Origin of the sequence: Colwellia sp. KU-HH00111, assembly GCF_040362745.1 — a bacterium.
GTDB lineage: Bacteria > Pseudomonadota > Gammaproteobacteria > Enterobacterales > Alteromonadaceae > Colwellia.
The window spans coordinates 165,146-189,097 of sequence record NZ_BAABWO010000001.1; the positions used below are offsets into that span (position 1 = coordinate 165,146).

Consider the following 23,952-nt stretch of genomic DNA (forward strand, 5'->3'; position numbering starts at 1 on the left):
AAAAGTACCTCGCATGAGCCCGCCTTCGCTTAATGGCACAAGTGTTAAAGCTAAAAAACAGGAATTAAAAGCATACTTTAGACAAACATGGGCTGAATATGAATCGCTTTTCTCCTTGATCAATAATGACAGCGCATATTACTTACGCCCAGAACGTTTACGTCATCCCCTTATTTTTTATTATGGACACACGGCAAGTTTCTATATTAATAAGCTGATGTTAGGAAAGTTTATTTCACAGCGCCTTAATAGCAAATTAGAAGCGATCTGTGCTGTGGGTGTCGATGAAATGAGTTGGGATGATTTAAATAGTGACCACTACGATTGGCCTAGTGTCGAAGAAGTGAGGTTATACCGTACTCAAGTGGCTAAATTAGTTGAACAACTTATCGATGATATGGCGCTGACGCTACCAATTACATCTGATTCATTAGCTTGGATAATCTTAATGGGCTGTGAACATGAACGAATTCACCTTGAAACCTCTTCGGTTATTATGCGCATGCTGCCGTTACATTATTTGAGTCAAGATAACCCAAATACCAAAGAACACTGGTCAACGTGTACTGAAAGTGGCAAAGCGCCAACGAATACTTTAGTTGCTATTGAGGGGAAACAAATTGAATTTGGCAAACCGAACAGTGATGATACCTTTGGTTGGGATAACGAATATGGCTATGATACGTTAGCTGTACCTAACTTCAGTGCGAGTAAATATTTGGTGTCAAATCAAGAGTATTTGGCGTTTGTCAATGCTGGCGGTTATCAGCAAAGCAAATTTTGGACTGATGAGGGCAAACAATGGTTAGCCTATACCCAAGCAACAATGCCACGCTTTTGGTTTGAAAAAGATACCGAAGCAACGTCTGATAAAAGCGAACACAAAAAATGTTATTGGCAACGTAATTTACTTAATGAAATGCCGTTACCCTTAAATTGGCCAGTAGAAGTCAACTATCTTGAAGCTAAAGCATTCTGTCAATGGAAGAACAGTCTAACAGCCCCCAACAATGAACAATTTTTTCGTTTACCCACTGAAGCTGAATGGTTGTGTTTACGCGATAAAGTCAATGGTGATATCGGTACTTGGCAAACTGCACCTGGAAATATTAATGGCGAGTTTTACGCTTCATCTTGCCCGGTAGATCAATTTGAGCATGATGGTTTTTTCGATATTGTTGGTAATGTCTGGCAGTGGACGGAGTCGACTATTGATGGTTTTCATGGGTTTGAGGTCCATCCTTTATATGATGATTTTTCCACGCCAACCTTTGATGGTAAGCATAATTTAATTAAAGGCGGCTCTTGGATATCCACAGGAAATGAAGCGCAAAAATACTCACGTTATGCGTTTAGGCGGCACTTTTTTCAGCATGCTGGTTTTCGTTATATTCAAAGCCATAACCAGTGTTTGCCCAACTTGGCAACTAATCATTATGAGCAAGATGCAGCTATTGGTCAGCAACTTCATGCGCAATATGGCAAGGCTGAATCAGTTTTACCTGAGACCGCGCAGAATTATAGTCAACAAATGACCGAGGCCTTATTGGATATCGTTACTAAACAGGGGATTTCCACAGGTAAATGCCTTGATTTGGGTTGTGGTGTAGGACGAACGAGTTTTATTTTAGCGCAATACTTTTCTCACGTTGATGGTGTTGACTTTTCTGCACGTTATATTCGCCATGGGGTGAGTTTACAACAAGGGAACTCAGTACGTTATCAGCTAGAAAATGAAGGTGACCTCGTTGATTTTCATGAAGTGAGCCTTAGCGATGTGGATTTGCCTTGTAGTGAAAATATCCACTTCAGTCAGGGCGATGCGGGTAATCTTAAAGCGGTTTTAACCGGTTATGATGTTATTCTTGCCCAGCACGTACTTGAGCAAAGTTATGATCCGCGTCAGTTTTTACATACAATTTCCCAGCGTTTAAATAGTAAAGGCTTACTGGTTATAGTCTCAAGTTATGACTTTGATGAACAGGTCACGGCCAAAGAAAACTGGTTAGGTGGTATTAAAGTTAATGGCGAGAACATGACAGGGTTTGATGGCTTATCATCCCTTCTATCAGCAGATTTTAAGTTAGTATCACAACAACAGCTAACACGAGCTATTAAAATCAATCGACGTAATTTCAGTTTATGCTTTCCACAACTCAGTGTCTGGCAGCTGAAATAAGTGCAGCTATTTGATTGTGTTTCTTTGTGCACCAAATAAAATCGCAACCGCTATTCATTGTGCTTTTTTGGTGCAACCTCTTTCTTTAAGGGCAATGTTTTTTTTGTAAACCTATGATTTTTATGTTTAAAATTTTATGGCACATGAATTGAATTATACAGTTCAATATTACCTAAAATTATAAACAGAGGTTTACAGTGAAAATAGTTAACGCAATTATCAAACCATTTAAATTAGATGATGTTCGTGAAGCCATTTCTGAAATTGGTGTCGAAGGCATTACTGTCAGTGAAGTTAAAGGCTTTGGTCGTCAAAAAGGTCATACAGAGTTATATCGCGGTGCAGAATACCAAGTAGACTTTTTACCTAAAGTTAAACTTGAAATCGCAGTAAATGATGACATTGTTGAGCGCTTAGTTGACGCTATTTCGAAAGCGGCTTACACAGGTAAAATCGGTGATGGTAAAATATTTGTTTACAACCTTGAGCAAGTCGTGCGTATCCGTACTGGCGAGCAAGACGTCGAAGCGATTTAAGGGGTAAATGATGGAACAGAATATTTTTCAACTTCAATATGCATTGGATACGTTTTATTTTCTAATGTGCGGTGCCTTAGTTATGTGGATGGCCGCTGGTTTTTCCATGTTAGAAGCGGGCTTAGTAAGAGCTAAAAATACTACTGAAATTTTGACTAAAAACGTGGCATTGTATTCTATTGCCTGCATTATGTACTTAGTCATAGGTTATGACATTATGTATGGCGGTGGTGTTTTCTTAAATAGTATCGCTTTAGATGGTGCTCCAGATGCAGAGGCATTAGTAGGGACGGTCTTAGCTGAATCAGCTGAAGCTGGCTTTGATGGTGGTGCAGTTTATTCAAATGCAGCAGATTTCTTTTTTCAAGTGGTGTTTGTAGCTACTGCTATGTCTATTGTTTCAGGCGCGGTTGCAGAGCGCATGAAATTGTGGGCGTTTCTTGCCTTTACTGTGGTTTTAACTGGATTTATTTACCCAATGGAAGGTAGCTGGACGTGGAATGGTGCCTCGGTATTTGGTCTTTATACTCTAGGAGACCTTGGCTTCTCAGATTTTGCAGGCTCAGGTATTGTTCATATGGCGGGTGCATCAGCGGCATTAGCCGGTGTATTGTTGCTTGGTGCGCGTAAAGGTAAATACACTAAAGATGGAAAAGTTAATGCCATTCCTGGTGCAAACTTGCCAATGGCAACGTTAGGTACCTTTATTTTATGGATGGGCTGGTTTGGTTTTAATGGTGGTTCAGTATTAAAGCTTGCTGATATTAATAGTGCTAACTCGGTTGCTATGGTGTTTTTAAATACTAATGCCGCAGCCGCAGCCGGTGCTGTTTCTGCCTTGATTTTTGCCAAAATTTTATTTAAAAAAGCAGATTTAACCATGATTTTAAACGGTGCTTTAGCAGGTTTAGTTGCGATTACCGCAGAGCCTTCAACGCCATCGCCTTTGCAAGCTACTATTTTTGGCGCTATTGCCGGTGTTATTGTCGTGTTATCAATTCTTGCTTTAGATAAAGTTCAAATTGATGATCCTGTCGGTGCTATCTCTGTCCATGGTGTAGTTGGTTTATTCGGTTTACTTATTGTGCCATTAACTAACTCAGGCGCTAGCTTTAGTGGTCAGTTAATTGGCGCAGCAACTATCTTTGTTTGGGTATTTTCTACGAGCTTTGTAGTTTGGTTTGTCTTGAAGAAAATCATTGGTATCCGTGTCAGCGAAGAAGAAGAATATGAGGGTGGTGATATTTCAGACTGTGGTATGGAAGCTTACCCTGAGTTTACGCGAGGTTAGTCCTGAGAGGGTATGCTAAGTGTCTAAAAAAAGCAGCGTAGTCGCTGCTTTTTTGTGTTTATGGCATAATTTGTTATTTTTGAAAAATCAATGTTGTATTCAAACCACCAAAAGCAAAAGAATTACTCATAGCGTAATTGACTTCAGCCTTGGTGTTATTTTTAGTGACCAGATTAATCGCACATAAGGGGTCTTTATTGAGTACATTGAATGTGGCAGGGACTGCTTGTTTTTTCAATGCTAATATAACAGCAATAGCCTCTAGTGCTGCACCGGCACCTAACAAATGACCGTGCGCTGCTTTTGTTGAGGAAACGAGCGGTGAACATAGTTCAGGGTTAAAAACAGCAAGGATCGCCTGCGATTCCGATAGATCGTTTTGCATTGTGCCAGAGCCATGTGCATTAACATAAGCAATATCAGTGGTGCTGATGTTGGCGTCTTTGATAGCAGCTTCCATTGCCAAAATAGCCCCTTCAGTTAAAGGTTGTACTATATTGTGTGCGTCTGAACTCATGCCGATACCGGCTAACTTGGCATAAATAGTTGCATTTCTTGCTTTTGCAGAACTTTCACGCTCTAAAATTAACGTGGCAGCTCCTTCACCTATCACTAAACCACTTCTGTTTTGGGCGAATGGTCGACACGTATCATTAGATAATACTCGTAAGCCATTCCAGGCATAAAAGTTACCTTTGGTGATACATGCTTCAGCCCCTCCAACTATAGCGTGATCAATTAAATTACTGCGTAACATCAAGGCAGCCATTGCAATAGCATGCCCAGAAGAAGAACAAGCGGATGCCGTCGTAAATGTTGGGCCGGTAATTCCATACTTCATTGAAATACTGGCTGATGCAGAGCTTGGCAACAGTTTAGGGACGGTAAATGGATGTGCCCTTGATTTTCCTTGTGAATATAGTTCGTAGTAAGAATGTTCAATAGTTTCTTGGCCGCCAATGCTGGTACCATGAACTACACTTGTGCGGTGTTTGTTAGTGGTATCAAAAACTAAATTGGCATCTTTAACCGCTTGTTCGGCTGAAATCATCGCAAACTGAGCGTAACGATCTAACAGCTTTATTTCTTTTTTTGGAAAATAATCTGAGCCATTATAATTGTTAACTTGCGCCGCAAGAAAAGGGATGTTTTCATCGGGTTTAATAATGTTTGTTGGCGCTATGCTACTGACCAGTTCGGGGTTGAAAAGAGTTGATTCGAATTCAGCAACATCATTACCTGCTGCTGAAATGCAACCTAACCCAGTGACAACAATGGTATCAGTCATTGTGGTTACTTTCTTTGACAAGTTTCTTGACTAGTTGCAGCACATCGTCATAAGAATTTAACGAACCACCCAAATTTTCAAGGTCATTATCTTGTGGTATTTTGATATCAAATGCTTCTTCAATATCAAAAATAATCTCAACAAGGGAAAGCGAATCAATGCCGAGGTCATCAAAAGCTTGAGCAGCTAACTCTTGCTTGAAGTCCTTCTCAGTATATTCGCTAATAATCTGTTGCAGTTGTGCTTCAATGTGATCCATTTAATGGCCTTTTTTCTTAATTAATAATGTGATTACTATAGCAAAAGCGGTGATAACTAGAATCAACCATTTGATCAAGTTTGGATATTGCTGAAAAAAGCTTTGACGTGGGAATAGCTTAATAGTACTAACGGAATATCCTCTCGTATGAGGTGCAATTTTTGATGAAGTGATTTGTCTACCGTAAGGGTCAATAATAACACTAATACCGTTATTGGTGGTTCTTATCATTGTTTTGCGAAATTCGACACTGCGAAATGTACTCAGTGCTAAGTGTACTTTTTGGCCTGCGGACTTACCAAACCAGGCATCATTTGAGGTATTTATCAATAACTCACCACCTGCTGATATATTAGTCGCTACTATGTCTGGAAATACTGCTTCATAACAAATTAGACCAAGTGCTAGAATGCTATTCTCATTGCCTTTAAGTGTCAGTAAGGTATCTGTTTTCCCTGCTTTATAGTTTGGCACATAAGGAAATAGAGATCTCATCCAAGGGAAAGTTTCTTCAAGGGGTAAATATTCTCCAAACGGTAACAGCACTTGTTTACTATATTTTTGCTGTACTCGCTTATCAACTATTAACTCAATGGTATTGAAATAGCCGTTTGTATCCTCTAATGTCTCGCTCATTGGCTCAATAGCAGTATAGAGTAGCGGTGTATTATTTAATGATTGGTTGATTATCATCCTATCAAAGTCGTAATATTGGTAGGATACAGGGGTAGGTAGCTCGGGTAAAATGACTAAATCAAGGCGTTCAGATTGTGTCAACGTGGCGATCATCGACATAAGGTCAGGAGCAATCAGTTGCCAGTGCTGCCTGGTTCTATGCTCAACAGAGATATTAGGTTGTATCATGGCAACCTTAAGGGTTTTAGTTGCTGCTGTGCTAGTTGTATGTTCTTGATTGAGCCGATAGTGCCCGTAACTATAATTAGCGGTAAAAATAATCAGCGCTAAGCCAACAGCATAAATACGTTTTAACGAGTTTTCTTTATTCATGGTCACTGCATAAGCAAGTAAAAAACCTATACTGTGAATCACGAAAAAAACCAAAGGTACACCGCCTATATCAGCACTTTGGATTAGTTTTGGTTCACTGTAAAGCGCATGTGCCAAGTTACCAGGCAGTATTTGAGGGCTATAATTAACCAGTGCAGTTAATGTTAGGGCAGATAATAGAGCGCCGTGAATGCTTCTATTCCAATGGAGATATATATGTAACCCGCAGGCTAACGCATAGGGAATAGCACAAAGACAACAGTAGAGCAGCACCAAGGGTATCATTAAGTTTTCGTGACTGTAGGTAATAGCGGTTAACCCTGGAACAACCCACCAGATACTAAAAAGCCAACCCAATAGTGCAGCTAAGAATCCCATCATAAAAGCTTGATAGGCATTTTGGTTGTGTAGTGCGGTTAATACAGGTAGCAATACTAACCAAGTAAGGCTTGGGTAACCTCCAGTTGGAAACGCTAAATAAAATAGCGCCACCGTTGTTAAAATTAAGCATAAATCGAATGATTGTTGCCTAAGTCTAGAGCCCTTAGTAAATTGAGCATGACTGAGCGTTGGCATGTTATTTAGATTTTCGAGCCCAGAGTGCGATACATAACACTAACAGCAACTGACCTATTACATGTAATGCAGGCACGCTAGCACCGCTTCCTCCACCGCCCCCGCCCCCGCCGCCTCCTGAAGCTGCTAACACTTCAGGGGTGAATATTAAGCATATGGCGACTAACACAAGACAAATTATTTTAACCATAAAAATCTCTTTTAATTGAACTTTCTTTCTAAGATAAACAAAATGGCTAACCCCGTAATAAAATTAACAGCCTGCCAAAAATACAAATGATAAAAGTCAAAGTTTTCATTAGTATGTTCAATAACAAATACTAGATGAGTTATTCTTACAATATTTTCAGTTTGCAAGATTATTACCGCAATTATTATCATTTTCAAGGCGTTAAATATGCTTTTGGCAAACCCAATAATTGCGGCACACACACTTGCTAATAACATTAAGCCAGTACATTCATTATCGACAATCACATAATTCATAGAACCTTGATGAATTAGCATATTATCTTGAACTATCAACTGACTCCCTAACACAGTATGTATCATAGCAACGATCTTAGTTAAAGCACTTTGTACGATAGCACTTAAAGTACCTGAAGAGTGTATTGCCAGTACCGCCAGTTGCAAGCCAATTAATGCAGTTATAAAACGAGGAAAAAAAGCAAGGATAACTGATGGCTGCTCTGAAGCTGACATGCTTTTTATTACCTAATCAAGTCTTATTGTGGTGTTGAGTTTTCTATGGGCAGTAATAAATAAGACGAACAATGAAAGCCATGCCATAGCACCGCCACTACTGCTTTTTTCAGGTTCAAACACTTGTGACAATAACGTGTTTTTAGTTGGCGATAAATCAGCATCAGTAACTGATGACGAATCAATAATGGTAATGTGTTCAATAACAACAAAGTTTTCAATACTTAATCCACTAATATCTGCACATCGTTGTACCGTTGAATCTATGGCCACAGGTATTCCATCGCCATTGCTTGATTTATCACATAACTGGAGTTGTGCTATTTTTTCAATCACCTTCATACCATCACCAATCACTTGACCAAAAACAGTAAAGCCACCATTTTGTTTGTCTAAATTATTGGCATTGTTTGCTAAATTAAAGAACCATTGATCGGTTGCACTGTCTGGATTGTTAGCAAGTTTTGCCATTGCAATAGTACCTTTAACATTAGAATAGACAGGTTCGTTTATCACGGGACTATTGGTGTCAATACGTGTTAAGGGCAAGTCGCCTTCGAACGTAAAGCCGCCCCCTTGGACAACAAAACTAAGTGCAACTCTGTGGATCACCGCGTTAGTGTAGTGTTGCTCATCAACATAGTTTAAAAAATTTTCAACTGTTTTCGGCGTGCTTTGATCAAAGAGGTTTACTTGAAAAGCACCTTGTGAGGTTTTAAATTCAACAACCGTCGCGTCAACAATAGAAATGTATCCAAGAAACAAGAGAGCTGCAGAAAAAAGCGTTTTTAACATGTTGATATCCAATAATGTAAGTATCGCAGCATCATAAAGTGTGCGGTCAGTGAATTCAATCATGGTTTGCAGAATAACTACACAGTTACATTGATAAGTGTTATAAATAATCTTCAGTTATAACTTATCTCACTTCACTTTTTAGGGCTTACTATGTGGCGTATATTGTTGCTATTTATGCTTATATTTTTAATTGAACCAAGTGTTCAAGCACAAAGCATTGCAAAGCGGCTAGCGAGCATAGAAGTTATAGAAGATAAAAATATCGCCATTGTGCAATTAAACGAATTATTAACTGAGCAAAGCCTTAATAAGGCGCAGCGTATTCAGATATTGATATTACAGAGCCGAGCTTATATCTCGTTAAGTAACTTTGCTAAAGCGCTACAGCAGGTAAAACAAGCAAAACAGTTAGCCAAGAGTGAAAATTTATATTTGCAGCAAGCGCAAGTCGATAAACTGATGGGGATCATTTTTTACTATCAAGGGTTATTTGGTCAAGCACTTGTGTCTTATCAAAATGCATTAGCTTACTTTAATAAACAACCATTTACCGAAGAAATTGCAATCAAGCAGGCCAATCTGTTAAATAATATTGCCTTGGTGCAAACAGCTCAAGGTGATGCGTTTGCTGCTCTTAAAAGCTATCAAGAGCTTGAACCAATTTACCAACGCTATGGTGATGAAGAAGACCGAGTAGATGTGCGATATAACCTTGCTGTGCTCTATATTAGTCTACGGCGTTATGACATTGCGATAAACTTACTGCAAGAGGTTATTGCTAGAAGAATTGCTCTGCGAGATGAATACGGTGTTGCTAGGGCATCAGGAGATTTGGGCGTATCTTATAAACATTCAGGACAATACAGCAAAGCTAAAAAAAGGTTATTAAAAGCACTAGATTACTTTAAAAAGCATGAAAATTATTATGATGTGGCCTCATATACACATAATATATCTGAAGTACACTTTGAGTTGTCTGAACTTGAGCCAGCTCGAACTCATGCACTTTCATGCGTAAAAATGAGCCAGAAAATAGGTCATAAAAAAGCGCAAGGTGGTTGCTATCATACGCTGGCGAAAACCTACTTTTATTTAGGTGATATTGAACATGCGCAAACGCATGTTGAGTTGTCAGATAGCATCGCAAATGAAATGGGTTACCAAGAATTAATCAGTAATAATCAGGCGTTAATGTCACTTATTTATGCAGCAAAGCGTCAAACAGCTAAAGCGTTAACCTCTCAGCTGAATTATATTAAAGCGAAACAGCAAATATCAAATGCCATGTTGAATCAACAAATCGCGCAATTTGAATCTGCTCAATTGGCTCAGCAAGTTAAAAACTTACAACAAAATAAAAAACTACAACATCTACAGACAGCGAAAAAAGAACAGTTGCGTTGGCTTGTTATCGTAGGGGTAAGTTTGCTATTAGCGCTTATATTTTCAGTTTATCGTCGTCATCTTGTCAGTCGATTGAATATTAAATTAGAGGCCAGAGTTAAGCAACGAACGCTAGCGTTAGAGTATTTAACCAAAGAACTAAAAAACGCTAATTCAATCAAAAGTCAATTTTTAGCGAATATGAGCCATGAAATAAGAACGCCCCTAACTGCTGTGTTAGGGCAGGCCGAAGCCATTATTTATGGGGATCTTGACGATGAAGCTATTGTCAAAGAAGTTAAAGTGATCCACGCCAATAGTTTGCACTTATTGCAATTAATTAATGATATTTTAGATTTAAGTAAAATAGAAGCAAATAAATTTGAATTGGAAACACGCCAGCAAGACTTATATCAAACTGTAAACCAATTAAATGATATGTTTATGGAGCAAGCGCAACGTAAAAACCTGTCTTTTAGCATCACTCACCATTTACCTACCCCCTTTATTATTGATATTGATGGCTTAAGATTGAAGCAAATATTAATCAATCTCTGCTCTAATGCCATTAAGTTTACCAGTGAAGGCTGGGTGTCTCTAGATATTGCGATTATAAATAAAACGCTGCTTTTTACCGTAACTGATACTGGGATAGGCATGACGGAAGAGCAGATCGCTAAGATTTTTAATATTTTTACCCAGGGGGATAATAGCATTAGTCGACGTTTTTCAGGCTCAGGCTTAGGATTGTTTTTATCTGAGCAGCTAGCAAAAGTAATGTCGGGTAGTATTGCAGTGACCAGTGTCTTGAATCAAGGGAGTACCTTTGTCCTAAAATTACCCTTTGGTGAAGTTTACCCCATGTTGGCTGATAATGAAGCGGTTGCTCCTGCGCTGCCAAATAAAAAGAAATGTTATCGAGGTAAAATTTTACTCGCAGATGATCATGATGATAACCGGCGTTTAATTGCTAGGATGTTAACCGGCATTGGTTTAGAGGTGATAGAAGCCAGTAACGGTATAGAAGCAGTTGAGCTTTGTCAGGCACATCAACCTAATGTCGCGCTGTTAGATATTCAAATGCCGGAGATGGATGGTATAGAAGCATTAGAAAAATTGCGTGAACTTGGTTGTACTCTACCTATTTATGCACTCACCGCCAATGCCATGTCTCATGAAATCGCTCAGTATTTACAACTTGGTTTTGTTGGACACCTTAAAAAACCGATAGAACGAGAAGCTTTCTTAGGAGCAATCTCCGCGCATTTCCTTGAAGTAAATTTATCAACAGAGTCTAAAGACACAGTTGAAGATGACCAAGCCCTGATTGACCTAAAACAGTCTTTTGTTGAAAAATTATCGCAAGATAGACAGAGTATTATATTTTTTAATCAGCAAGGTGACCATAACGGTTTAGCTCGAACGGCGCATAAAATATCGGGGGCGGGTCAAATGTTTGGTTTTACTGAGTTGTCACAAAGTGCTGCGGCATTAGAAAGTGCAATCAAACAGCAATGCTTTGACAATGTTGATGATTTAACTCATTGTTTATTAGATGAAATTAACGCAGCAGAATATAGTGGTAAAACTAAGGTTAATTTATCACAAGTGATATAACTAAATATTGAATTATTGTGTACAATAACGCTTATTAATTATTCTTATTACTGGAATTTCAAATGGCTAGAGAACAATTTGGCATTTGTGCTGAACCAAATTTACATGGGTTTTATCTACTCTTTAATGTTTTAGACGATAAAAACACCTATATCAGAACCGCTTTGTCTCGTTTACCAGCTTTATTTGATGATTATGCTGATCAGTTTTCTGAAGCAAATTTAACCACTGTGATAGCCATTGGTGCTAATTACTGGGACGAATTCTACCCAAAAGCTCGACCAGCATCGTTAAAAACATTTCCTGAAATGCATAATGATGACTCTATCGCCCCCAGCAGCAATGTTGATATTTATATTGAAATTCGTAGTGACCGTTTTGATGTTAATCACATTGTTAGCTCAAAGGTTTGTCAACTTTTGGCAGATAGCGTCGAATTAGTTGAACAAGTTCAAGCCTTTCGTTTTCTTGATGGTAGAGATTTAACTGGCTTTGTTGATGGTACTGAAAATCCTCAAGGTATGCACCGCAGGGAAGTTGCACTGGTTAAAACAGAAGATGATGCACTATTTTCCCGTGGTAGTTACCTTCATATACAGCGTTATCAACATAACTTAACACTTTGGCGTTCATTAAAAGAGAAAGAGCAAGAAGATATTTTTGGCCGGACAAAAGTTGATAATATTGAATACGAAAGCGAAAAAAAACCGCTTACAGCTCATACTAAACGTACCAGCCTAAAAGATGAGCAAGGTAACTCAATTGAAATACTTAGGCAAAGTATGCCTTACGGCGACATGAAACAACAAGGGCTGTTTTTTGTCTCATATTGTCAATCACCTGAGCCTTTTGAAATCATGTTGAAAAGTATGATTTTTGGTGATGAACATGGGCATGTTGATCATTTATTGAAATATACTCAAGCGGAAACTGGCGCGGCTTTTTTTGCACCAAGTTTAACGTTTTTAACTGAGACGTTACCTGATCAAGCATAGCGTTAACTTAATTCATTATTACTTGGGTGAGAATGCCTCAATTACATAACGTCCTTGCGTGATCGCTAATTCGGATTCAGGAGCAAGCGAACCTAAAGAATAAAGTGCGGGGCCAGTTGGCTCCCCTAACACATACTCAAGTCCTTGATGAGTTACTGTGATTTCACCAGGCTTACTCGCCGTGTTAATACCAATGAACGCATGATTATCAATATAGATAAACGCCAAAGGTATTCTTGGCATTAGTGCGCGCAAGAGTGTTGCAGTTAAGGTCATCTTACTATCGCAATCACCTTGATTCTCCCATAATAATTTAGCTGGCGGGTTAAACCCCGATCCTGATGACGTAAGGCGAGATTCTAATGGTGAATAAGGAATGCTTTGCACAAAACTGAGCACTAAATCAGTCACCGCTCGTATATTCTCAATCGCCACTTTATCTAAAATTATTGGCTTAAGTGCTTTAAAATCATTGATAGAATCATTGGCAATATCGCGATGATTTATTTTTATACCAAACTGTTGGTCATGCGTTGTAAAAGCTTGATAATAATTTTTTTGGTAATACTCCTTGATTGCCACTTGCTCCATTGCTTTTATTTTTTTTTGAGCCTCAGCGATATTTTCTGCTGCTATCGCGTTAATTTCAATGACCTGTTTGCCTGATTTTTGCCTAAACATAGCTTGTGCGTTATTGAGTGGGTGCTTTAATAATTGCTGTTTGACCGCGCGCATAATCGTTTTTTGTGCAAACTCATTTTGAAACGGCTTTAACATTCTAAAACGTGAAAATAGCGCAGAATGCGTTAATGAAAACCGTATTGACTGTGGTTGGTTGAGATGGTCAAGCCATTGATATGAGAACAGGTACTCATTTTCTTTCAGTACCTTGCTAAAACTTAGCTGCTGAGCTTTGACAGAAAAAATAGTTAACAACAATAAACATAGCATTATGTGTAAGGCTTTCACTGCAATTCCTCTCAATTTTTCTATACTTAATATCAAACACTAACCTAAGCGTTAATAAAACACCAAGTTTGTCGAGTTATTTTGACTGAAAACTTTACTTTCTTTATTATTAGGGTAGTATTCAAACACTCGTTTCAATCGAATGTTTGATTTTGATCAAGCCAGATTTGCTTGAAAGTATTAAATGATTAAATTTAAAAAGGGGTTGTTGTGGCTGAGTATAAAGTTCCGTTAAAAGATATGAGTTTTTTGCTTTATGAAGTATTTAAAGCTGATGAAATGTGGCAGAAATTACCCAAGCTTGCACAGCAAGTTGATAAAGACACTGCGCAGGCTATTTTGCAAGAGTGCGCCAAAATTGCTGAGCAAGAGCTTGCACCTATCGCTCGCAAAGGTGATGAAACTGGTGTTAGCTTCAACAATGGCGTAGTTACTACAGCACCCGGATACAAAGAAGCGTTCAATACCTATGTTGAAGGTGGCTGGACCGCACTAGGTGGCGACGTTGATTATGGCGGCATGGGTATGCCTAAAATGGTCACGGCATTACATGAAGAAATGCTCTGTAGCGCTGACATTTCGTTTGCGCTTTATCCTGTGCTTACTGCTGGTGCCGCATTGTCTTTAGCAAAACATGGCAGTGAAGCATTAAAAGAAAGGTACCTTACTCGAATGTATTCGGGTGAGTGGTCAGCTTCTATGTGCTTAACTGAAGCGCATTCTGGCTCAGATTTAGGTATTATTCGAACCAAAGCAATTCCACAAGATGATGGCAGTTATAGTGTCACAGGTACTAAGATATTTATTACTGGCGGAGAGCATGATTTAACCGAAAATATTGTTCACCTTGTTTTGGCCAAATTACCCGATGCACCGGCAGGCCCTCGTGGCATTTCATTATTTTTAGTACCTAAATATCAAGTTAATGAAGATGAAACTATCGGTGCGCGCAATAATGTTAGCTGTGGCTCCATTGAGCATAAAATGGGGATACATGCCTCAGCGACGTGTGTGATGAACTTTGATGGCGCTAAAGGTTTCTTAATTGGTGAGCTTAACAAAGGTTTAGCGTGCATGTTCACCATGATGAATTTTGAGCGTATTGGTGTGGGTATCCAAGGGCTAGGTGCAGCAGTACGCTCTTATCAAAATGCCTTAGAATACGCAAAAGATCGCATACAAGGGCGCGCACTTGATAGCAAACTTAATGGCGTTAAAAACCCAAACAAAGAAGCTGACTCTATTATGGTACATGGTGATGTTCGCCGTATGCTACTTAATATGAAAGCGTTAAATGAAGGTTCGCGTGCGCTTTCAAGTTATATTGCCATGCAACTTGATTATGCCACTTTTGGCACAGGCGAAGAACAAGCCAAAGGAGAAGCGTTAGTTGCACTAATGACCCCTGTAGCCAAGGCATTCTTTACCGATTTAGGTTTTGAGAACACAGTAGCAGGACAACAAGTGTTTGGTGGCCATGGTTTTATTCGTGAATGGGGGCAAGAGCAACTTGTTCGTGATGCCCGCATAACACAGATCTATGAGGGTACCAATGGTATTCAGGCGATGGATTTGTTGGTGCGTAAAATAGCCAGCTCAAAAGGGGCACTGTTAAACGTGTTTACTGATGAGGTTACAGCATATATCGAGGCAAATAAAAATGATGCCGCCATGGCTGAGTTTATCACCCCTTTGGCTGAGGCGTTACATGATTTAACCGAGCTTACTTCAGATTTACTCACAAAATCACAAGCAGACATTAATGAACTTGGTGCATCAGCCAACGATTATTTGCATGTGTTTGGCTATACGGCAATGGCCTATATTTGGGCGAGAATGGCGCAGGTTGCTTTAACGCAAAAAGACAATAACGGGGAAAGCGGTCAAACTTTCTACGAGAGTAAATTACATACCGCCCGTTATTATTTCTCTCGTTTGCTCCCTCGTCGCATATCGTTAATCGCATCAGCGACTTCAGGGTGTGATTGTCTATTCGATATTGATGATGTCTTATTTTAACTGTTCGCAATAAAAAAGTTAAAAACTTAGCACTATCTTAAAGCCTCGCATTTTATGCGGGGTTTTTTGTTATTGGGTGCAGACCTCATCTTTATGCCACCATGAATCATTTTTTATGAAATCAACACCCATAAAAAATATTTTTTTGTACTTTTAGCGGAAATTCATGGGGCGACGATCCACAAAAGTCCACAATTTCATTCACTTCCTAAAAAATCTTGCTCAGCCCTTAATTTTACTGGTGTTTTGACCAGTAGTTGCTTCGATGTTTTTCACCATTCTTTGCTTGACATAACTTTACTTTAGTCACTAAACTGTATAAATGTGGAAAAAAGTGGGTAATTGTGGATCTTAATGATTTTCCCACCCTAAAATAATCAAATTAAGGCAAGTTTAAAGTTATGTTCCGAGGCGCTAGCGCAATCACGCTTGATAGCAAAAATAGAATCACGATACCCACGCGGTATCGTGAAGAGCTATTTGCTGACTGCCAAGGAAAAATGATTTGTACGGTTGATATCCAACATGCCTGTTTATTGCTTTATCCCTTACCTGAGTGGGAAGAAATTGAACTGAAATTGTGTAATTTATCAAGCATGAATCCACAAGAGCGTTTATTGCAACAAGTGCTACTAGGTAACGCTACTGAGTGTGACATGGATAAAAATGGCCGTTTACTCCTTAATGGGCCACTGAGACAACATGCCAATTTAGAAAAGTCAGTAATGTTGGTAGGGCAATTGAAAAAGTTTGAAATATGGAGCGAGTCAGCATGGCAAGCCCAGATGCAACAAGGTATTAGTCAAATTCAATCGGGCGAAATAGAGTTAACCGATCGTTTGTTAGACTTGTCTTTATAATATTAATGCGTTGAAAGGTTATAAAAATAACAACATGGAATTAGATAAAACACACATTTCTGTTTTATTAGCTGAGGCGGTTGATGGCTTAAACATCGATCCTAATGGCTGTTATATCGACTGCACGTTTGGACGAGGCGGTCACTCATCGTTAATTCTATCAAAATTATCGCCGCAAGGGCGTTTACTTGCGATCGATCGAGATCCTAGTGCCATTGCCGCAGCTGAAAAATTCAACAATGACCCACGCTTTACTATTGAACATCAAGGCTTTGCCCACTTAGCCGAGATAGCAGAAAAGCATCAACTAACCGGCAAGGTTAATGGTATTTTGCTTGATTTAGGGGTGTCTTCGCCGCAACTTGATGAAGCTGAACGTGGTTTTAGCTTTATGAAAGATGGCCCATTAGATATGCGCATGGACACTAGCCGCGGACAAACAGCGGCGCAGTGGCTAGCAGTTGCAGATGTAGAAGACATTACTTGGGTACTAAGAACCTTCGGCGAAGAAAAGCATGCTTGGCGTATTGCCAATGCTATTGTCGATGTTAGAGAAGAAACACCATTCACACGTACTAGCGAATTAGCCAAATTAATCAAAACTACCGCGCCACAACGAGAAATCAAAAAACACCCGGCAACTAGAAGTTTTCAAGCTATTCGTATGTATATAAATAGTGAGCTTGAGCAAATAGAGCTGGCTTTAGCCGCTTCTTTGTCAGTACTAGCTGAAGAAGGGCGTTTAGTCGTTATTAGTTTTCATTCACTTGAGGACAGGCTAGTAAAACAGTTTATGAAAAAGCATTCACAAGGTAAGAAGGTGCCACGCGGCTTGCCTATTAGTGAAGAAGAATTAAATAAAGGTAAAAAGCTTGCCTTGGTTGGTCGTAAATTAAAACCAAGCAAAGATGAAGTTGAAGAAAACGTGCGTTCTCGTAGTTCAGTATTACGCATTGCTAAACGTTTGCCATTCACAGTTGAGTAGTTGTGGTAAATCAGCGGGTAGCGCCAAGAAAGCCATTAACTAATCAAGTGTTAGCGTTAGATATTTGGCAAGACATAACGCAACATTTAGTTAGTTATATTTTATTGTTTTTGGTGGTTGTTTCTGCGTTTTCAGTGATTTACTACACGCATATGAATAGACAAACCACAAGCACGTTGGAGCAGTTATATACCCAACGAGATGAGTTAGACATAGAGTGGCGTAATTTGTTGTTAGAGCAAAATAGCCTAGCAGAGCATAGCGCGATAGAAAGCAGAGCAAAAAAATTGTTGAATATGAAGCGACCCGATGCCGATTCAGAAATAGTTATTACCCTAGAGTAATCTGATTAACTGTTGAAGTACGACCCTATATTTTAAGTGAAAAAAGTTAAATTTAAATGAAGCCAAAAGTCAGCAATCGCAGCAGCCAGCCAACTACCCCTTTATGGCGTTATTACGTCGTGATAGGCATCGTTGTGCTGATTTATGTTGGATTACTCGCACGTAGCGCTTACATTCAAATCATCGAACCAGACATGTTGAAAAAACAGGGTGATTTGCGCTCAATGCGGGTAGCGGCTAATACCGTGCAACGTGGCTCTATTGTTGATAGAAATGGAGATAAGTTGGCGATTAGCGTGCCAGTAGAAACTGTGTGGGCAGATCCTAAAATAATAATGGAAAACAATGCGTTAGCTATGACAGAACACTGGCAGGCGCTTGCAGATGTATTAGGCGAGGACGTAAAAAAGCTTACCGCACGAGTAGTTCGCAATACCCGTAAACGTTTTGTCTATCTTGAACGAAAAATTTCTCCAGCGATGGCTAATTATATTCGTGAATTAAAAATTCCCGGTATTCATTTACGCAAAGAGTCCAAACGATTTTATCCTACAGGTGAAATTAGTGCCCATTTGGTGGGTTTTACCAATGTTGATGACAAAGGCATAGAAGGGGTTGAGCGCGTTTATGATCAATTGTTAACGGGTAAAGGTGGTAATAAGCGCTTTAGAAAAGATGCTAAAGGTCGCAAAGTTGAAATATTGTCTGTGGAAAAAGCTCAAGCAGCGCAAGATGTTACGTTAACCATTGACCAACGTATTCAGGCAATTGCCTATAAAGAACTTAAAGGGGCGGTACAGGCATTTAAAGCAGCGTCTGGCTCTGTGGTTGTTGCTGATATTCACACCGGTGAAATTTTAGCCCTGACCAATAGCCCATCGTATAACCCAAACAATCGTAGCAATACTGCTATTCATCGTTTTAGAAATCGAGCTATTACCGATATATATGAACCTGGCTCAACCATGAAACCACTTTCAGTGTTAACCGCTCTAGAATTTGGCTCGGCAGAGATGAGCACAATTATCGATACTAGTCCGGGTTGGATGCGTTTAGGAGGAAGGCGGGTTAATGATCCGATAAATCGCGGTAAGTTAACCATTGAAGAAATTTTAATTAATTCTTCAAATATGGGCACAGCTAAACTGGCACTGTCTGTGCCTAAAGAATTTTTGCTCGATAGATTTTTTGATGCCGGATTTGCTGAAAGTACAGGCACTGAATTAGTGGGCGAAAGTACTGGCATGATGCATGATAGACAACGCTGGTCACAATTTGAACTAGCAACGCTTTCCTTTGGTTATGGCTTAGCAATTACGCCCATGCAACTCACGCGTTTTTACGCGGCATTGGCCAATGGCGGCATTAAGCGAGAATTGTCTATAGTCAAAAAAGCGCAGACCGAAGGTGTGCGCGTGTTCTCCAAAGAAAACTCCAAAGCAATTGTTACTATGCTCGAAACAGTCGTCAATGAGCACGTGCAAAAAGCCAAAGTAGAAGGTTACCGTGTCGGTGGCAAAACGGGAACATCATTTAAAGCTGTTGCCGGAGGTTATGGCAATGACTACGTAGGGTTATTTGCCGGTGTAGCACCGATATCAGACCCTAAAGTTGTGGTTGTGGTGGTCATCAACGAGCCCGGCGGCGATTTATATCATGGCGGTGAAGTAGCCGCACCAGTATTTTCTCGAGTAATGAAAGGGGCGTTGCGGGTACTCAATATAGCACCCGATGCCAGCGATAAGTTGGCGGTGAACACTGCTGAAAAAGTTGCACTTGATAGCCTGAAAAACGTGGCTAATGAAGGGGCTAATGATGTTTAAATCTGTGATTAAAAGACCTTCAACTGCAACAATCAAGCAAGTGTTAACTCATTATGCTATCACCTGTCCAGAGAATATCGACTTATCAGAATATCAGGGCGATCTTACCAATGATAGTCGTACCATTAATAATGACATCAATAGCGGTGATATCTTTTGCGCCATTATTGGTCATGTTCAAGACGGTCGTCAATATATAGACAATGCCATTGCTCTTGGCGCAAAGTTAGTGTTGTCTGAGTGCGAAGTAGCACATCAACATGGCGATATTCGCTATGTTCAATCGGGCAGTACGCAAGTGGCTGTAATTAGCTTTTATCAGTTAAACAAAAATCTATTTACCCTTGCTAGCGCTTATTATCAGTCACCAGAAAAAAGTATGACTATGATTGGTGTGACGGGTACTAATGGTAAAACTAGTACCAGTTTATTGCTTGGTCAAGTGTTAACAAACTGCCAAAAACCTTGTGCTATTATCGGCACAAATGGTGCGGGCATGATTAATGATTTACAGCCCCTAGAAAATACTACACCAAGTGCTACGGACTTAGTGCAGTTATTCTTTGCTTTTAGCCAACAAAATGATCAAGAAAAAATTAGCCACCTTGCGATGGAAGTCTCGTCGCATGCCCTTGAGCAAGGACGAATAAATGGCCATACCTTTGATATCGCCATATATACTAACTTAAGCCGTGATCATCTCGATTATCACGGCACGATGGCCGATTATGCAGCAGCCAAAAGGCAGTTGTTTGTTAACAATAATAAACAAATAGCGGTACTTAATGGTGATGACACTCAAGCACGATTCTGGCTAGACCAATGGCCAACAGAAGATTGTTCGTCGCAGCAAAATCTATGGGTTTATGGTCGAAGTGAGTTGGTGCGTAGTCACAAGCACTTTGTCAGTTGTCACAACATTCAACACCACAGTCAAGGGGTTCACTTTTTACTCAGTACTCATTTGGGTGACATCGACATTCACAGCCCGTTATTGGGTGATTTTAATATAGATAACTTGCTTGCAGTCATTGCGGTGTTATTAATAGAAGGCATTGATTTAGCTGTGATAGCAGACAAAATAAGCCAGATTAAAGCCATTGAAGGACGGATGGAGTCGTTTAGCTCACCTACTCAAAAGGCAGATAACACCCCGACAGTTGTTGTTGATTATGCCCATTCACCCGATGCACTCAAAAAAGCCTTAATTGCCTGCCGACAACATTGTCATGGCAAGTTGTTTGTGGTGTTTGGTTGTGGTGGAGATAGAGATAAGGGTAAACGGCCACTCATGGCACAAGCGGCGCAAAAATATGCTGATTGCTTAGTTGTTACCAATGACAATCCTCGTACCGAAGCCCCTATGAGTATCATCGATGAAGTACTCTCAGGGTTGAACGAGCAGTGCCAAGCAAGGGTTATTGTCAACCGAAAACAAGCAGTGTTAGATACATTAGCCAAGGCACAGGCAGACGATGTGGTGTTATTAGCAGGCAAAGGACATGAAGATTATATTATCTTGGGTCATGAAAAAATTCATTATAACGAGCGTCAAGTGGTGAAGGCATTTTTTGATAGTGGTGAACAACAATCTTTCAATGGTGAGCAACTATGATCAACCTAACATTAACAACCCTTGCGACAGCCTGTAATGGTCAATTAGTTTGCCAGCAAGCACTTAAAGCAATAAGTGTTGAAAATTTAGTGACTGACTCTCGTGCCCTTAAGGCAAAAGAAGAGCAAGTACCTGGGCACCTCGCTTTTTTAGCATTGAAAGGCCCTAACTTTGATGGTCACCGTTTTGCAAAGCAGGTAGTAGCGCAAGGCTGTCAGGTGTTAATTGTTGATCACCTCATTGCTGATCTTGAACAAGCGAATGTCGCCCAAATTGTGGTCGAAGATACCCGTATTGCGTTAGGGCAAATAGCGGCTTATGTTAAACAACAAGTTGCACCTAAAACCGTAGGTATTACTGGCAGTAGCGGTAAAACAACCGTCAAAGAAATGCTAGCAGCTATTTTATCTCGATTAGGCAAGGTGCTAGCCACCCAAGGCAATTTCAATAATGATATTGGCGTACCACTTACCTTATTGCGGTTAGAGCATGCACATGATTTTGCAGTGATTGAAATGGGCGCTAACCATATTGGTGAAATCGCCTACACCACAGCCTTAGTTAAACCCGATGTAGCTATGATTAATAATATTGCCGCAGCCCATTTAGAAGGTTTCGGCGATTTATGTGGTGTTGCGCGTGCCAAAGGAGAAATATTTGCAGGTTTATCAGCTGAAGGTGTTGCTTTATATAACAAAGACACCAAATACACCAGCAAGTGGCAGTGGCGGTTAACTGATAAACAAGTGAGAACTTTTTCTTGTCTTAACCCTATTAATGCTGATTGTTATAGCAGTAATGTGGTTTTAGATGAAAATGGCTGTGCTCAGTTTGAACTACAAACGTCCATTGGGCATTGCAACATAATGTTAACCGTGCCGGGTAAGCATAATGTGTGTAATGCGGTTGCTGCGGCAACTGCTGCCATTGAATGTGGGGCTAGTTTACAAGATATTCAGTTAGGCTTGGCACAAATGACGCCAGTGAAAGGGCGTTTAAATATACACCACTTACCCCAAACAACAACTTGTGCCGCGATAAAGTTAATTGATGATACCTACAATGCCAATGTTGAATCGATTAAAGCGGCTATTTCACTACTAGCTAATTATAACGGTCAGCGAATTCTAGTGTTGGGCGATATGGGTGAACTAGGTTGTGAAGCGCGTCGTTATCATCAAGAAATTGGCGAGTTTGCTAAAGAGCAAGGGATCGAGGTATTACTCACTTTAGGTGTGTTAAGTCAAAGCACCAGTGATGCTTTTGCGCAGAATAACGATGCGATAAGTGAGCACTTTAGTGAGCGAAATTTACTTGAGGAAACCTTATTTGAGTTGCTCTCGCACAAAGATCAAATAATAAAAGAAAAACTGAACGCCAACAATTCTGAACATGACAGTACTACTGAGCGCAATAAAGTAGCACAAGTGCAGATATTGGTAAAAGGCTCGCGCAGTGCGCATATGGAATATGTAGTTGAAGGGCTTGTTAACTGGCATGCGCGTCAACCAAAAAATCAGTTGGTCAACCCCGCTAATAATAGCGTAAATAAACAGGAAAAAGCTTAATGTTACATTGGTTAGCTGAATATTTAACCCAGTACTACAGTGCGTTTCATGTATTTTCATACTTAACGTTTCGCGCGATTGTCAGTACCTTAACGGCGTTATTTATTTCGCTCTATTTTGGTCCAAAATTGATTCGATATTTGCAACATATGCAAATAGGACAAACCGTGCGCGATGATGGTCCTGAAAGTCACTTATCCAAGTCAGGCACGCCAACCATGGGCGGAATTCTAATTTTAGCCTCAATTGTTTTTAGTGTTCTATTGTGGGCAAATCTTAGCAATGTATATGTTTGGGTGGTTATTTTTGTCGTGGTAAGTTTTGGTTTAATTGGCTTTGTTGATGATTACCGTAAAGTGATCCGTAAAGATGCTAATGGGCTTATAGCCAAATGGAAATATTTTTGGCAAACCGTTGCAGGGTTAATTACTGCGGTATTTTTGTACCAAATATCACATCCAGAACAAACGTTTTTACTGATCCCCTTTATCAAGGATGTGATGCCACAGTTAGGGATTTTTTATATTGTAATGACCTATTTTGTCATTGTCGGGACTAGCAATGCGGTTAACTTAACCGATGGTTTAGATGGCCTAGCGATAGTGCCAACCATAATGGTAGCAGGTGCATTTGCGCTATTTGCTTATGTTACTGGTAATGTCAATTTTGCCACGTATTTAAATATTCCTTATATCAGTATGACTTCAGAATTAGTGGTGGTTTGTACGGCCATTGTTGGTGCAGGACTTGGCTTTTTGTGGTTTAACACCTATCCAGCGCAAGTCTTTATGGGTGATGTCGGCTCGTTAGCCCTAGGGGCGGCGTTAGGGGTGATTGCTGTCTTGGTAAGACAAGAGTTGGTGTTATTTATTATGGGTGGGGTATTCGTTATGGAAACGGTATCTGTCATTTTACAAGTTGGCTCATATAAAATGCGTGGACAACGCATTTTTCGTATGGCGCCAATACATCACCATTATGAATTAAAAGGTTGGCCCGAGCCGAGAGTGATTGTACGTTTTTGGATTATTTCATTAATTTTGGTACTAATCGGTTTGGCAACATTAAAACTTCGTTAAGTTTGCTGCATTGATAAGCAGTAGAGCGACATATTTAAATAAAGAGATAGAATAAAGC

The 23,952-nt window shown here is 39.8% G+C and carries 20 protein-coding genes and 1 pseudogene; 14 read left to right on the plus strand and 7 right to left on the minus strand.

Going from position 1 to position 23,952, the window contains the following annotated elements; genetic code table 11:
* Positions 1-13: 13 nt before the first annotated feature.
* The 3 genes from ovoA to ABXG98_RS00655 all read left to right on the plus strand — a co-directional run bounded on the left by ovoA (position 14) and on the right by ABXG98_RS00655 (position 4,006).
* Positions 14-2,179 carry a 5-histidylcysteine sulfoxide synthase gene (gene ovoA, locus ABXG98_RS00645; RefSeq protein WP_353536749.1) on the plus strand — a complete coding sequence of 722 codons (2,166 nt, stop codon included), beginning with the start codon at positions 14-16 and terminating at the stop codon, positions 2,177-2,179.
* A 197-nt stretch (positions 2,180-2,376) separates the two neighbouring features.
* Positions 2,377-2,715, plus strand: a complete 339-nt coding sequence (gene glnK, locus ABXG98_RS00650) for a P-II family nitrogen regulator (protein WP_353536750.1) — start codon at positions 2,377-2,379, stop codon at positions 2,713-2,715.
* 10 nt (positions 2,716-2,725) lie between these two features.
* Positions 2,726-4,006: an ammonium transporter AmtB gene (locus tag ABXG98_RS00655; protein ID WP_353536751.1), complete on the plus strand. Its 1,281-nt coding sequence runs from the start codon at positions 2,726-2,728 to the stop codon at positions 4,004-4,006.
* 73 nt (positions 4,007-4,079) lie between these two features.
* On the opposite strand, the gene ABXG98_RS00660 is transcribed toward ABXG98_RS00655, so the two are convergent.
* Genes ABXG98_RS00660 through ABXG98_RS00685 form a run of 6 tightly spaced genes read right to left on the minus strand, consistent with a single transcriptional unit; the run spans position 4,080 to position 8,634 of the window.
* Positions 4,080-5,294: a beta-ketoacyl-[acyl-carrier-protein] synthase family protein gene (locus ABXG98_RS00660; RefSeq protein WP_353536752.1), complete on the minus strand. Its 1,215-nt coding sequence runs from the start codon at positions 5,292-5,294 to the stop codon at positions 4,080-4,082.
* Positions 5,287-5,553, minus strand: a complete 267-nt coding sequence (locus ABXG98_RS00665) for an acyl carrier protein (RefSeq protein ID WP_353536753.1) — start codon at positions 5,551-5,553, stop codon at positions 5,287-5,289. Before ABXG98_RS00665 ends, ABXG98_RS00660 begins: the two co-directional genes overlap by 8 nt.
* The gene (gene lnt / locus ABXG98_RS00670; RefSeq protein ID WP_353536754.1) at positions 5,554-7,137 is read right to left on the minus strand and encodes an apolipoprotein N-acyltransferase; all 1,584 of its coding nucleotides are present in this window, start codon (positions 7,135-7,137) and stop codon (positions 5,554-5,556) included.
* A gap of 1 nt (position 7,138) precedes the next feature.
* Complete coding sequence (locus tag ABXG98_RS00675) at positions 7,139-7,327, minus strand: hypothetical protein (protein ID WP_353536755.1); 189 nt, start codon at positions 7,325-7,327, stop codon at positions 7,139-7,141.
* 11 nt (positions 7,328-7,338) lie between these two features.
* Positions 7,339-7,839, minus strand: coding sequence for an exosortase/archaeosortase family protein (locus tag ABXG98_RS00680; RefSeq protein WP_353536756.1), 501 nt, complete (start codon positions 7,837-7,839; stop codon positions 7,339-7,341).
* 12 nt (positions 7,840-7,851) lie between these two features.
* Complete coding sequence (locus ABXG98_RS00685; protein ID WP_353536757.1) at positions 7,852-8,634, minus strand: peptidylprolyl isomerase; 783 nt, start codon at positions 8,632-8,634, stop codon at positions 7,852-7,854.
* A 177-nt stretch (positions 8,635-8,811) separates the two neighbouring features.
* Between ABXG98_RS00685 and ABXG98_RS00690 the strand changes: the two genes are divergently transcribed.
* The gene (locus ABXG98_RS00690; protein WP_353536758.1) at positions 8,812-11,637 is read left to right on the plus strand and encodes a response regulator; all 2,826 of its coding nucleotides are present in this window, start codon (positions 8,812-8,814) and stop codon (positions 11,635-11,637) included.
* Between the two features lie 62 nt (positions 11,638-11,699).
* Complete coding sequence (locus tag ABXG98_RS00695) at positions 11,700-12,632, plus strand: Dyp-type peroxidase (protein WP_353536759.1); 933 nt, start codon at positions 11,700-11,702, stop codon at positions 12,630-12,632.
* Positions 12,633-12,650: 18 nt separating this feature from the next.
* On the opposite strand, the gene ABXG98_RS00700 is transcribed toward ABXG98_RS00695, so the two are convergent.
* Positions 12,651-13,601 (minus strand): hypothetical protein, encoded by a 951-nt coding sequence (locus ABXG98_RS00700; RefSeq protein ID WP_353536760.1) that lies wholly within the window; start codon positions 13,599-13,601, stop codon positions 12,651-12,653.
* A 210-nt stretch (positions 13,602-13,811) separates the two neighbouring features.
* On the opposite strand from ABXG98_RS00700, the gene ABXG98_RS00705 reads away from it, so the two are divergent.
* From ABXG98_RS00705 to mraY, 9 genes and pseudogenes are all read left to right on the plus strand, one after another.
* Positions 13,812-15,620, plus strand: a complete 1,809-nt coding sequence (locus ABXG98_RS00705; RefSeq protein WP_353536761.1) for an acyl-CoA dehydrogenase C-terminal domain-containing protein — start codon at positions 13,812-13,814, stop codon at positions 15,618-15,620.
* Between the two features lie 311 nt (positions 15,621-15,931).
* Positions 15,932-15,997, plus strand: a pseudogene (locus tag ABXG98_RS00710) (KxYKxGKxW signal peptide domain-containing protein); the annotation flags it as partial.
* Positions 15,998-16,021: 24 nt separating this feature from the next.
* On the plus strand, positions 16,022-16,480 hold the full coding sequence (gene mraZ, locus ABXG98_RS00715; protein WP_353536762.1) for a division/cell wall cluster transcriptional repressor MraZ: 459 nt from the start codon (positions 16,022-16,024) through the stop codon (positions 16,478-16,480).
* A gap of 34 nt (positions 16,481-16,514) precedes the next feature.
* Positions 16,515-17,465 (plus strand): 16S rRNA (cytosine(1402)-N(4))-methyltransferase RsmH, encoded by a 951-nt coding sequence (gene rsmH, locus ABXG98_RS00720; RefSeq protein WP_353536763.1) that lies wholly within the window; start codon positions 16,515-16,517, stop codon positions 17,463-17,465.
* A 2-nt stretch (positions 17,466-17,467) separates the two neighbouring features.
* Positions 17,468-17,809 (plus strand): cell division protein FtsL, encoded by a 342-nt coding sequence (gene ftsL, locus ABXG98_RS00725; RefSeq protein WP_353536764.1) that lies wholly within the window; start codon positions 17,468-17,470, stop codon positions 17,807-17,809.
* A gap of 56 nt (positions 17,810-17,865) precedes the next feature.
* Entirely contained in the window at positions 17,866-19,632 is a 1,767-nt protein-coding gene (locus tag ABXG98_RS00730) for a peptidoglycan D,D-transpeptidase FtsI family protein (protein ID WP_353536765.1), read from the plus strand.
* Entirely contained in the window at positions 19,625-21,247 is a 1,623-nt protein-coding gene (locus ABXG98_RS00735; protein ID WP_353536766.1) for a UDP-N-acetylmuramoyl-L-alanyl-D-glutamate--2,6-diaminopimelate ligase, read from the plus strand. The genes ABXG98_RS00730 and ABXG98_RS00735 overlap by 8 nt, the downstream gene beginning before the upstream one ends.
* Complete coding sequence (locus ABXG98_RS00740; protein WP_353536767.1) at positions 21,244-22,815, plus strand: UDP-N-acetylmuramoyl-tripeptide--D-alanyl-D-alanine ligase; 1,572 nt, start codon at positions 21,244-21,246, stop codon at positions 22,813-22,815. Before ABXG98_RS00735 ends, ABXG98_RS00740 begins: the two co-directional genes overlap by 4 nt.
* Complete coding sequence (gene mraY / locus ABXG98_RS00745) at positions 22,815-23,894, plus strand: phospho-N-acetylmuramoyl-pentapeptide-transferase (protein ID WP_353536768.1); 1,080 nt, start codon at positions 22,815-22,817, stop codon at positions 23,892-23,894. Before ABXG98_RS00740 ends, mraY begins: the two co-directional genes overlap by 1 nt.
* Positions 23,895-23,952: the final 58 nt, after the last annotated feature.